Source organism: Roseivirga seohaensis subsp. aquiponti, assembly GCF_001267955.1.
Lineage (GTDB): Bacteria > Bacteroidota > Bacteroidia > Cytophagales > Cyclobacteriaceae > Roseivirga > Roseivirga seohaensis.
In genome coordinates this window covers 59,182-71,872 of the sequence record NZ_JSVA01000017.1, presented here as the reverse complement: position 1 = coordinate 71,872, position 12,691 = coordinate 59,182, and the positions used below count along the sequence as shown (strand labels likewise).

Sequence of the window (12,691 nt, the reverse complement as noted above, 5' to 3'; positions counted from 1 at the left end):
AGTACACATTTTAAATTTTTGTTAAACATTAAACGTTAAGAATCATGAAAATTATTGGAGAAAAATTAACCCAACAAGAAATGTTAGGGGTTAAGGGTGGACTAATTAGCTGTTATTGTACGAATAGCCCAGGTAGTATTACCGCCTGCCAAACATTGGTGGAGTGTATGAATATAATGAGCTGGTTGTGTGATGATGGCGAGGCATGGTGTAAAGAGTGGGGACAAGAAACAGTTGAATAACTATTGCTAATCCCATTTTTAATGAGAATGGGATTACTTTTACACTTAAAAACTCTGTGTATGCATGATTTGAGAAAAAACATAATTCATATACTATTTTTTGTTTTAATCGCCTAGAGATGTTTTACAAATGAAGACTCTAAATCTGATTCAATTGAATCAACGATTTATAAAATCGACTTAAGCAAGCAAAGTGTTTCGGGCTCAGAAGCATCAAAGCTGAGCTTATTGGCAGATAAAATTGAATACATACCACTTGAAACGACTGAAGTATTAAAAAAAAATATTATTTACGACTGAATACCTAATACGGGCCAATAAGATTTCTTCACTTTCTCAGCTTTACATAGAGGGCTTTGAGAAGTCATTGTACTATCAATTAGGTGAATATATTGAATATTCAGGAAACCTAAAAAGAGTAGTTTCAGGAAATCAAAACGAAATGATCATTAATACATAGTACTAGTACACATTTTAAATTTTTATTAAATATTAAACGTTAAAAACTATGAGAATTATTGGAGAAAAATTAAGTCAAAAAGAGATGTTAGAAGTTAAAGGCGGAGCATGGTCTTGTCGCTGTCTGCACAACGAGTTTACATTTAATTGTGACACAATTGCTGATTGTCAAACTATAGTGAACTCGTCCTGTACTAATGGCGAGGGTAAAGATGCCACCTGCAGAGGAGGCGGTGAGGAAACTATTGAATAACTATTGCTAATCCCATTTTCAATGAGAATGGGATTGCTTTATTTTAATTAAAACATGGTGTATTTACTATATGAGAAAAATATATTTCAGCTACTAAATTTTTTTTTGATCACCTTGAGCCGTCTGTAAATGAGAATTACTTAAATCTTTGTTTAATTTAATTTTTAAAAATTATGATAATTATAGGGAAAAAATTGTCCAACGTTGAAATGCTAAATGTAAAAGGCGGAATTTATACCTGCACATGTATTTATGGAGATCCAAATAGCTTCACTTGCGAGAATCTTATTAGTTGTAATGCTGCAACAGCTGTGGAATGTCCTGATGGTGAGGGTACGGATTCTACGTGTACAAAAAATGAAACTGTTTAACAATACATTCAAAAGACATTGTATACTCACTATATGAGAAAGAAAATATTTCAACTGCTAACTTTTATTTTGCTCTTATGGAGCTGTTCTACAAATGAAGACTCTAAATCTGATTCAGTTGAATCAACGATCTATAAAATCGATTTAAGCAAGCAAAGTGTTTCGGGCTCAGAAGCACCAAAGCTGAGTTTATTGGCAGATAAAATTGAATACATACCACTTGAAACGACTGAAGGAAGCTATGTGAAAGGAAACCATCGAGTGTATGTATCCGCAAAATACATATACACAAAAGCCTTCAGACAAATACTACAGTTTGACAGAAGGGATGGAACTTTTATAAAAGAGCTGGGGCAGTATGGTCAAGGCCCCAATGAATATATAGCCACTCTTCCCGCTGTTCATTCTATTAATATTGACGAACTATTAGTAGAAACAGCAAAGCATATTAAAAAGATTGATGCTGAAACTAATCAGCTAGTGACTATTGCCAAAAAGATGCTTTCTTCACAAGGTTTTGCCATGCTGGACACTGGGGTTTTCGTAAGCTTCTTGCCAAATGTAGCGTGTGTGGAAAAAGACCGATTAGTAGTTTATAATCAAGAGGGGGTGGAAATAAAGCGATATCCAAACCATCTAAGATGCCAACTCAATGATAAAAGTACAATCTCTTTTGACAACTCTGAGGGTCAATTTTACTATCATAATTCTAATGTTTTTTTTAAAGAGGTGTATAACGATACTATCTTTAAAGTAGGCAAAGAACGGTTAGAAAAGTATGCTTATTTCTACCTAGGGGATGAAGGTATTCCTTATTCAGAAAAAGAAAACCTGAATGAGCGAATTAAATGGGGTAAAGTAATTGTCACAGATGCTTTTGAAAGTGAGGATTATATATTTTTTACCTATGTTTTCGAAAACGCCACTTTTAATGGAGTATTCGATAAAAACAAGCGCATTATCTTCATCCCTGAAAAGAAGACTGACCAAAATGGTATTCAAGATGATATTAATGGTTTTCTAGATTTTAAGTCTTTAACAATTGGTGAAGAAAACGAAATAGTGAGTTACTTCTATCCACAAGATATTTTAAACTGGTTTGAAGAAAGAGAAGACAACCAAAATATTCCAGAATCATTAAGAAACTTAAAAGAGCTTGAATACGATGACAACCCCGTCATAGCTATCGTTAAGTTGAAAGAGAACTGAAGCATGATAACAAAATGAAGAAACCACTTAGCCTCTTGCCAAAAGCTTTACTATTATTCATTCTTTTCAATTGTTCTGGTAAATCTGAAACAACAGAATCATCAGAGTTTATACCCTATGAAATAGATCTAAGTCCAGAGGCTTATCATCAAGCCGAACAGCCTAAGAGTAGCCTCCTTTTAGAAAAGATTGAATATGTAGCATTAGAAACTACAGAACGCTGTAGGGTTAAGGAGGACTTTAAGGTTTACGCCTCTAATGAATATATCTATACGGTTGCAAGTGGACAGATATTGCAGTTTGATAGAAAAGATGGCAAGTTCATAAAAGAGTTGGGGAAATACAGAAATGGTACTGAAGGTTACGTGTCAACGCTTCCCTATGTTCAATCACTTAATTCCAATCAAATACTGGTTACTACGAATGATCACTTATCCAAAATTAATGGAGTAACCAATGAGTTAACTAATATTAGCCCTATTTCTCGCCAATTTCAAGATGTGGCCGAGCTGAATGCAAATACACTGGTAAGTTTTATAGCAGGAGATGAAAGCAAACTAAAATCAAACTTATTGATATTCTCCAAAGATGGTACTGAACGGAATAGGCTTTACTTGAACCAGTCCGATTATGACCCAAGTAATTTCATCAAGTCCCTAGGCTTCCATGAAGGCAACTTTAACTATTACAATAATGAAGTCTTTTTTAAGCAAATCTATAATGATACAATTTATAAGGTATCTGAAGAAGGCTTAAAACCATATGTGCACTTTAATCTAGGAGAGTTTGCTATTGACTGGAATAATCAAATCATTCGGTCAGATGTCTTTAATAAAATTAGTATCATTAAGACCTTTGAATCTGAGGATTATCTTTTTTTTAATTATAGGTATAAGGCGGGAATAAAATATGGTGTGTACAGCAAAAACAGCAAGGTCAGCTACTTACCAGAAAATACTTGGACTGAAGATGGGTTTATTGATGATGTTTATGGGTTTATCGACTTTAGGCCTCAATCAATGAATGAACACAATGAAATGGTAGCTTCATTTCCACCCTTTGAAATCCTGTTTTTTATTAATAGCTATGGAAAGGAAGTGTCCCTACCAAAATCGATAGATGCGTTGAGGACAGTTAAGGAAGATGACAACCCGGTAATCGGCATAGCGACCTTAAAATAAATAGGCAAAAGATCAGGACTTGTTTTTTAGATTGCTTTTCATGCAATAAAGATTATAGATTAGTATTACTGAATTTTTGTGATTGAGTTCAATAGTGCCTTGGTACATTATTGTAGATGAATCATTTATCATAAAACTAAAAACTTGAAATTCACCCATTATCAGCAACTCGATGCCATGGACTGCGGCCCCACCTGCCTAAAAATGGTGGCTCAGCATTATGGCAAAACTTACAGTACACCTAAGCTTAGAGAGCTAAGCTACATAACTCGTGAAGGGGTGTCCATGATGGGTATTAGTTATGCAGCCGAGTCCATTGGCCTACATACCCAAGGTGTTAAAGCTACCTATGAACAACTGAGGAATGATGCTACTTTACCTGTCATTGTACACTGGGGGCAAAATCACTTTGTGGTGGTTTACAAAATTAAGAAAGGTAAAAATGGTAATGATAAAATTTATGTAGCCGACCCTGCTCATGGCTTGCTTACTTATAATAAAGACCTGTTTCTTAGTAAATGGAGAACCGACAACTCTGGTGAATTAAAACAAGGCATTAGCTTGTTAATTGAGCCAACTCCCGAATTTTACCAAGAAAATCCTCATGAGGAGAAAAAAATACAGATTAGCTATTTACTGGGTTACCTGAGGCCTTACCGAAAGTATATTTTTCAATTGATGTTGGGTTTGCTTGCAGGCAGCCTTATTAGCCTTATTTTTCCATACCTCACCCAATCCATTGTAGATGTAGGTATCAACAATAAGGACATGGGCTTTGTGGTGCTCATATTAATAGCCCAATTGATCCTTACTTTCGGTCAAACCGCCAATGGTCTAATCAGAAGTTGGATTTCGCTTCACGTTACCACGAGAGTAAGTATTTCGCTCATTGCTAACTTCTTGGCTAAACTTATGCGGCTACCAATTGCCTTTTTCGATGCCAAAATGATCGGAGATATCATGCAAAGGATAAGTGATCATAATCGGATACAGTCTTTTCTTACCAAGTCCCTAATTGACATAATTTTTGCTGTCATAACATTGGTGCTTTATAGTTTCGTAATGGCTTCTTATAGCTATAATATACTGAGCGTTTTCTACCTGGGCAGTATTCTCTATATCGGATGGATCTTGATTTTCCTCAAGAAAAGAAGAGACCTAGACTACAAAAGATTTACACAGTCATCGGCCAATCAAAACAGTATTGTACAGCTCATTACGGGCATGCAAGAGATAAAACTCAATAATGCTGAGAAAAGAAAAAGATGGGAATGGGAGCGAATACAGGCCAAGTTATTTAAAGTAAGTGTTGGAAGTTTATTGCTCAATCAAAATCAACAATTGGGTTCAACTTTTATTGACCAAACCAAGAATATTTTCATTTCGTTTCTTTCAGTGCAAGCTGTAATCAATGGAGAAATGACCCTAGGTATGATGGTCGCTATTCAATACATCATCGGTCAATTGAATGCGCCAATTCAACAGTTTATTGGTTTTACACAAGCTACACAAGATGCTAAAATTAGTTTGGAGAGGCTTAGCGAAATTCATGAAAAGTCTGATGAAGAAAAACCTGAACAAGAGCGCTTATTTGAAATCCCGAAAGATGCGTCAATCTCAATAGAAAACCTTACCTATCAATATGAAGGGCCTGCTTCAGAAAAGGTTCTAAATAATGTCAATATTGAGATTCCGGCTAATAAGATCACGGCAATCGTTGGGGCCAGTGGAAGTGGGAAAACGACCTTGATCAAACTTTTGCTTGGGTTTTATGAACCAGTATCAGGCAAAATAAATTTGGGCTTAAACCCATTAAATCGTTACAGTCCTTCTGAATGGCGCAAACAATGTGGTGTGGTAATGCAAGATGGTTTTATCTTCTCTGATAATATTATCAATAACGTGAGTATCATTGATGATATTCCAGATAAAGAAAAAGCTGATAAAGCAATTCATGCTGCAAACATTAAAGATTTTATCGATTCTCTTCCTTTGGGCTATAATACCAAAATAGGTAATGATGGTACAGGCATTAGTTCCGGGCAAAAGCAAAGATTACTCATCGCTAGAGCTATTTATAAAGACCCGGCCTATATATTTTTAGATGAGGCTACAAACGCTCTGGATGCTAAGAACGAAAAAGTGATTATGGAAAACTTGAATACGTTTTTCAAAGGACGAACAGTTGTGATTGTTGCCCATAGACTCAGCACCGTTAAAAACGCTGACCAAATTATCGTTTTAGAGAAAGGTAGGGTAATGGAGAAAGGAACTCATTCAGAATTAGTAGAAAGCAAAGGAGCCTATTTTGATCTGGTCAAAAACCAATTAGAATTAGGAAACTAACATTCGTATGCCAGAATTAAACCTAGAAGACCATAGCGAAGAGGTCCAAGAAATATTGGGAAGAATACCCAAATGGATCATCCGTTGGGGCATTACAGTATTATTTGCTTTGGTGACTATTATTTTCGTAGGCAGCTACTTTATTCCTTACCCAGAAAAAGTAGTTCTGCCAGTGACAATCACCGCGCTAAATGCTCCTGCTCCCATTGTCGCTCGGCAAGGTAACAATAGAATTGCAAAGTGGTTTGTTAATAACCAACAACTCATTAAGAAGGGCCAATTAATAGCGGTATGGGAGACGGATGATAATTACCAGCATGTCAAGGATCTGAAAGAAGCCATTGAACTAAAGTCACACGAACAGGTACTGATGACTCTAGAACCTCTTAACCTTCCTTCTTTTAATTTGGAAATTAGGGAATATCTAAAAACAGCCGAACAACTCACAAACATTCAAAAATCTACCAAGCACCTTCGAGAGATTGATCAACTGGATAAAGAGTTAACTCAAAAGACTAATTACTTGGCTCTCTTGCAAAAACAAAGACAGGTTAAAGAACGTGAGTTTGGCTTATTGGAAAAGCAGTTTCAGCAAGATTCAATTTATTATTATCATGGGAGCTATGGGATCACAAAAAGGGATTTTGAAAGTGCTTTATTATCATTCCTTCAACAAAAGTCATCCTATATTCAATATCAAGCTTCACTCATTGAATTGAATAACGCTCTCAATGATTTAAGAAATAGAATTCAAGAGATAGAGGAGAATAGGGTACTGGAAATTGTTTCTGCTAAAGCCGCTGCCGAAGAATCACTTTTTCTGCTCGAGAAAAAAATTGAAGATTGGGAGTTCCGAAACCTGTTAGTATCACCGATTAATGGGCGATTAGATAGAACTCAATTTTGGAGTGAAAATCAATTAATACCGAATGGAGAAGTAGTAGGCATGGTAGTGCCAGAGGATCCCATTGATGTTATTTGCAGGGCAGTTATTAACACACAAAGCATTGGCAAAATAAAAGAGGGGCAAAGGGCGCTAATTAAACTCGATGGATTCAACTCTCAGCAATTTGGCTCAGTTGAAGGAGTTATCAGTTCATTATCAACCACACAATATAATGAAGGATACCATGTCAGAATTACTCTACCCAACAAGTTGGTCACAATGGACAATATTGAAATACCATTAATACAAGAGCTAACTGGCACAGCAGAGGTATTGATAGATGATAGTAGATTGATCAATAAACTAATCAACTTTAAGAATTAACAGAAGCTTTTCACCATTAGGCTTTAGCTGATTTAATTCTAAATAGGGAGGGTTATCACCGATCATTCAAACCTTTGCCTTCAAATATGATTGGTGTACACTTCTCTATTCTTGACTCACGGGTTTTGGATTGTTTGGGTTGAGAAAAATGGAGTAGATATCCTCTTTGTCGTCCTGGGGTTAAAGCTTCGAATGCTGTTTTTAAATCGGGGTTTTCATCCAACGCCTTTTGAAATTCTTCAGGCATACTAAATTCGGAGGTTTCCTTTAAAGGAACTTTCAAACCAGCCTTTTCTACTTCAATGGCCTCATAGATATAGGCTTTCAAAATAGTTTCCTTTTCTGTAATCTCTTCAAGGCTTGTAAAACGAATCTGTCGTGCTGATTGAACATTTTCTGTTTGTTGAATGAGAATGTTCTCAGTGTCCTTTAGTAACACACCTTTGTGAAATAAATAGGCACAGTATTCTTTAAATCCATGAATCAAAACAACGTTGGTGCCTTTAAAGGTGTAACAAGGGCATCCCCATTTCAACTCTTCCGTCAAGCCACAATCGAGAGCAATGGATCTCAAGTGGGTATATTCAGCTTTCCATTTTGTGTCTTTTTCGAAAAACCAATCGACTTCGGGATTCATACTTTAAAAGTAGTGATTTTAAGAAATATAGTTATTTCAAATGGCCAGTTAATTATGCGATAACGTCTTTTTCATCACTGGCAAGAAGCGTCCTTTAGGCAAGCTTTCCTTTTGACCATATGTAACAAAACCTTGGCTGGCATAAAATGCTTCAGCATTTGGGTCTGCTTCTACTATGATCGGTTTGTCATTCCTTACTACTTTTTCAATGCAGAAGGAGAGGAGCTGCTTGCCAAAACCATGACCAATATGTGAAGGTGCGATCCAAAGATTTGTGACATCATAAGCTTCGTCCAATTCTTGAATAGCGCAAAAGCCAATAATCATTTTTTCCAGTACCAATTTGTAAATCTGCTGTACTTCAAAATCGTGCTCAGTGAGCAGTAAATCCTCTTTCCATAATTCCATCCATTCTTCAGGATAACCCCAATGTTGCTTGGAGGCGAAAGATATTCGATTGAGTATGTCGATTTCTTCGATTTGGGCCTTGAATACTTTAGTGGAATTCATATTACTAGTTAAGTCTTAGCATCAAGTAAACATCTTTATCTTCAAGCTCTAGGGATGAAATTTGAACTATCAAGCCATCTTTACTTGGAAATGCATACTCTATGTTGAAGGGCAATTGATAATATCGTTTGGTCAATTTGGGGCCAATCACGATTAACGTATTCTGCAACAATTTTGAGTTGTTATTTTCTAATTCATTTAATATCTCTCCATCGGAGTAATTGTCATAGTTGGGGTTTATATGTCTCGAAAATCTGTATACTGAATTACTGTATGGATCGAATAATATTTTATAGTAATTAGGGTATTTCAACTGTATAACCAGACTATTAACGCTTCTGTTATCAATGGGTTTTTTGAGCCCCTCTAAATGATTATATCCAGTCATTCCGGCACTTACTTTTTCGAATTTTCTTGAGTTAATATTGAAGAATTCAATAGAATCAGAGTGGTAGTTATTGATTAAAAGTAAGCTATCAAAAGCATTAATGATCTGACCTCCTAAAAATGATGTGGGAAGAATTCTGTTAATATGCTTTTTAGGGTAACCAGACCACACCTTAAATTCATTGTTGTTTAGGTTAAGTGTATGAGTAACATATGTATTGCTAGTGAATTGAAGGCTGTTTGGATTAGAATGAGGTATTGTATTAATGTAAAGTATAGAGTCGAGTAATACTCCCCCCTGCTGTTGCTCATTTGTATCAAAGCTCATTATTGCCTCTGAGTCAAAACTATATGTATGTGTCAACTCCGAATTGCGATTATAAAGAAAGACTTTATTCAAGGATGTTGGAAATAAAAAAATGGAATCTGAGTTATGCCAGTAGAAACTCGGTGAGTTGGTTTTAAACCCATTTGGTCCATATTGAGGAATGGTGATAACGTTTTTGTAATCAAAAGTGTAGTTGTCAATAATAAGGAGCTGTAAACCCTCTCCATTTGTTGCCGATAAAATAAAATAAGAAGTGTCTTGTAATATCCTTGTTTGCCATCTTGGCATAGGTGAGTAAGTAAAATTCTGACTCTTATCAACAAAGAGGGTATCTATGTCTGATATTTTTTGGTAATTGATATTTTCGATCTTGTTAGAGTCCTGACAACTCAAAGTTATTAGTAAAAGAAATAATATGGGTAGTTTCTGATAGTTCAACATAAGAAGGTACAATTGGGGTTTTTATTAATTGTTAGTCAGGTTGAAATCAAGGGCTTCGTTGTGCTTTTTTAACTTCTAAACAATCATAATGCATTGATTTATTGCTCTTTTAAATACTAAGTAGTGGTGTTCTCGTTACTCATAAGAAGGGCAACTGAGAAATCACCACTATTTTCCGCTTTTAGGTTAGTTCAACCTAAGGTTTTTAAATCCGTAACTAGCTGAATCTGGTTGTTATTCTCGAACAAGCATTTTTAACCAGCTAGATGGATTAGGGATATGTAACCAAGTTGCTCCATCAGCAGACGTGCAAGTATCTCCCTCGTACTTGTTACAGTAAATGTAGATGTAAAACTCCTTCCCTTCATACTTAGCTTTCATGTCACCAGCATACGCAAACCTTACTTGAGCAGTGGCGAATGGTGATATTAAGAATAAGGATGCTAATGCGATAGCTAGTTAAAAACAAGCTACTCTAATTTTTCTCTTAATGGGTTTCATAATTTTTGATTTTCATTAGACATTAAACTCAAAGTCAACTCATGACCTAGGATGTTGAGGTGCCTTCTTTGTTAAATATATGAGAATGTAATTTTAAAATTAAATATAATAGTACTAAATAATGATTAATCTATTTAAATGTGTGTTTAAAATAAATGAGAATCCTAGATTTTGATATTCACATTTATAGGAAGAGGGAGGTTCGATGAATTAAATGATTTCTTTCTATCCTAATAGAGTCCGGAATATTTTGAATTATAGTGAGGAGTCAAAGGGTTGTTACATGCTTTTGGGGAGCTAGTTGACTTTATTTTTTAAATCTGTTTATCTGCAAAAGAGATACAATTGAGTACTTCAAGATCTTCGATTTGGGCTTGAAGTATTTTATGGGAATTTATCAGTAATCAATACTAAATAAGAGTTCATTGCCTTCCTTGGTGTACTTTTCGTTGTACTTTCTGTTCAGTCCGATTTTATGTAATAGATGTTGGGAAGCAGTATTCTTTGAACTTGTAATGGCCAAAATGGTCTTAAAGCCCAGTGTACTTTTTCCATAGTCAAGCATGGCTTTAGCTGCTTCGGAAGTATAACCCTTTCCTTCATACTTGGGTAGAATAGCGTATCCAATGTCGGGATGATCTAAATAATCACGTTGCAAAAATCCACACAGACCAATAGGGGAGTTGTCTTGTTTTAAAATGACTTTGTAAAGCCCAAACCCCACCTCCTTATAGCTTTTGATTAGTGTGTTGTTAATATAGTTTTCGGCATCGGTTAGCGATTTAATCCCTCGGTCGCCAATAAATTCAATCCAGTTAGGACTGTTCAATAAATTGAAAATAAACACTTGGTCATTTAGAGAGCCTTCTTCGAGGCGTAAGCGTTCTGTTTCTAAAACAATCATGTTGGAAATAATGTCGTTTTAATTTAGTGAATAGAACTCTAATAACAGATAACAAAGTAATTTACTCTTTGTCAATTTATAAATGAATTGGAGATGTGAAATGGTTAAAGTAGTTTTCGGTATGAACGGTCGCTTGTCAAAGCTGTATTGCCTATTTGTTTTCATTGTATTTGCAATGCCAGTTTTTGGTCAAATGGAAGAGGTAATTGAGACCGAGACAATGATTGAATGGAGTGAATCGCGTCCATTAGAATGGAAAGATTACACTTACAGACGTATTCGGCTTAAAGGAAGTATGGCCTTAACAAAGGTAAAGCATTCTGTGAAGGGTTACATGAGAAATGGTTTGCCAGAGTTTGAAATTAAGGTGCTTTTTAGAAAGCCTCATTCATGGACATCGGATACTACAAATTTGGATTTGCTTAAACATGAACAGCTACATTTTGATATAGCGGAGCTTTATCGAAGAAAAATAGAGCACGAAATCATTAAGCTTCAACAGAGTCAAGAGAAAAATGCTGTTGTATACAGAGCAGAGATTAGTCGTATTTTGGCTGAGTTCAATGCTTATTCAAGACAGTATGATCGGGAAAGCAATCACGGAAAGCATAAGTTGGAACAAGCCCGTTGGAAACAAGAAGTATTAAACAGTTTGAAGGTCGTTCAAAACAAATAATTAATATATGATGTTATTTAAATATGTTTATTTAATAACTTGTTTTAATTTATTTGTTGAACGCTTTGAACGGTAGGCGAAAAGCGAGGCTATGATATAGCCAGAGAAAATATCCCAAACTCCCCACCAAGCTGCAATAAGTGCCATTGGCCCATTTCCGTCAAAGAAGTTAAAGATAAGTACAAGGGCCAACCCTCCATTTTGAACCCCAGTTTCAATAGATATAGTTCTGCAATCCTGTTCGCTGTTTTTGAAGAGTTTGCCAGTAAAATAGCCAATTCCTAGAGCCATCAGGTTGTGTAGTAACACCAGTGCAACTACATAATGAATGTAGTTTTTGAAAACATCAAGGTTATCTATGGTAGCAACCGCAATAAAAGCCATTAGGATAACAAAGGAAATTACCTTGACAGGCTTTTCTATCATGCTTGCAATTTTGGGTGTTTTGCTACTTACAAGCAGTCCAAGCAGGAGGGGGAATACTAAAATTATAGATACCGTTTTAAACATGTCTGTAAAACTCAAGCCTATGCTTTTTATGATTTCAGATGTTTCAGGAGATAAGTTACCCCAAAAACTAAAGTTAAACGGGGTAGCGAATGCAGCAACAACCGTAGCAATTGCTGTAAGGGTAACTGATAATGCGATATTCCCTTTCCCTACCATTGAATAGAAATTAGAAACATTACCACCAGGGCAGGCTGCTACCAATATCATTCCCAAGGCTAACCCAGGATGAGGCTTAATTAAAAAGATTAATAAAAAGGTAAAGGCGGGAAGCAAAAGAAACTGACTCGCCAAACCAGTGAAAACAGCCTTTTTGTTATTGATTAGGCTAATGAAGTTGTCTTTTTTAAGGTTTAGGGCAACGCCAAACATGATAAACCCTAGACAAAAATTCAGAAGGCCAACGCTGTCATTGCTAAAGTTAATTCGGACTTGTTCGAGTGTAGACATCCGCCAAAACTAAAGAAGA

At 35.7% G+C, this 12,691-nt stretch carries 11 protein-coding genes; 6 read left to right on the top strand and 5 right to left on the bottom strand.

Annotation, left to right across the window (positions count from 1 at the left end; all coding sequences use genetic code 11):
* Positions 1 to 44: 44 nt before the first annotated feature.
* The 5 genes from OB69_RS14505 to OB69_RS14475 all read left to right on the top strand — a co-directional run bounded on the left by OB69_RS14505 (position 45) and on the right by OB69_RS14475 (position 7,331).
* Complete coding sequence (locus OB69_RS14505; RefSeq protein ID WP_053224470.1) at positions 45 to 242, top strand: hypothetical protein; 198 nt, start codon at positions 45 to 47, stop codon at positions 240 to 242.
* Between the two features lie 1,116 nt (positions 243 to 1,358).
* Positions 1,359 to 2,534, top strand: coding sequence for a 6-bladed beta-propeller (locus OB69_RS14490; RefSeq protein WP_053224467.1), 1,176 nt, complete (start codon positions 1,359 to 1,361; stop codon positions 2,532 to 2,534).
* A 14-nt stretch (positions 2,535 to 2,548) separates the two neighbouring features.
* Positions 2,549 to 3,715, top strand: coding sequence for a 6-bladed beta-propeller (locus tag OB69_RS14485; RefSeq protein ID WP_053224466.1), 1,167 nt, complete (start codon positions 2,549 to 2,551; stop codon positions 3,713 to 3,715).
* Between the two features lie 144 nt (positions 3,716 to 3,859).
* A complete protein-coding gene (locus tag OB69_RS14480; protein WP_082338190.1) occupies positions 3,860 to 6,061 on the top strand; it encodes a peptidase domain-containing ABC transporter in 2,202 nt (733 codons plus the stop codon).
* A gap of 7 nt (positions 6,062 to 6,068) precedes the next feature.
* Positions 6,069 to 7,331, top strand: coding sequence for an HlyD family secretion protein (locus tag OB69_RS14475; protein ID WP_053224464.1), 1,263 nt, complete (start codon positions 6,069 to 6,071; stop codon positions 7,329 to 7,331).
* A 55-nt stretch (positions 7,332 to 7,386) separates the two neighbouring features.
* On the opposite strand, the gene OB69_RS14470 is transcribed toward OB69_RS14475, so the two are convergent.
* From OB69_RS14470 to OB69_RS14455, 4 genes are all read right to left on the bottom strand, one after another.
* On the bottom strand, positions 7,387 to 7,968 hold the full coding sequence (locus OB69_RS14470; RefSeq protein ID WP_053224463.1) for a YdeI/OmpD-associated family protein: 582 nt from the start codon (positions 7,966 to 7,968) through the stop codon (positions 7,387 to 7,389).
* Positions 7,969 to 8,016: 48 nt separating this feature from the next.
* Positions 8,017 to 8,478 (bottom strand): GNAT family N-acetyltransferase, encoded by a 462-nt coding sequence (locus OB69_RS14465; protein WP_053224462.1) that lies wholly within the window; start codon positions 8,476 to 8,478, stop codon positions 8,017 to 8,019.
* A 4-nt stretch (positions 8,479 to 8,482) separates the two neighbouring features.
* Positions 8,483 to 9,634: a DUF4221 family protein gene (locus OB69_RS18990; RefSeq protein WP_394324657.1), complete on the bottom strand. Its 1,152-nt coding sequence runs from the start codon at positions 9,632 to 9,634 to the stop codon at positions 8,483 to 8,485.
* Between the two features lie 898 nt (positions 9,635 to 10,532).
* A complete protein-coding gene (locus tag OB69_RS14455; RefSeq protein ID WP_053224460.1) occupies positions 10,533 to 11,039 on the bottom strand; it encodes a GNAT family N-acetyltransferase in 507 nt (168 codons plus the stop codon).
* A gap of 82 nt (positions 11,040 to 11,121) precedes the next feature.
* Here OB69_RS14455 and OB69_RS14450 point away from each other — a divergent pair, with 82 nt between their 5' ends.
* The gene (locus OB69_RS14450; RefSeq protein WP_082338189.1) at positions 11,122 to 11,715 is read left to right on the top strand and encodes a DUF922 domain-containing protein; all 594 of its coding nucleotides are present in this window, start codon (positions 11,122 to 11,124) and stop codon (positions 11,713 to 11,715) included.
* 27 nt (positions 11,716 to 11,742) lie between these two features.
* On the opposite strand, the gene OB69_RS14445 is transcribed toward OB69_RS14450, so the two are convergent.
* Entirely contained in the window at positions 11,743 to 12,672 is a 930-nt protein-coding gene (locus OB69_RS14445; RefSeq protein WP_053224458.1) for a bile acid:sodium symporter family protein, read from the bottom strand.
* Positions 12,673 to 12,691: the final 19 nt, after the last annotated feature.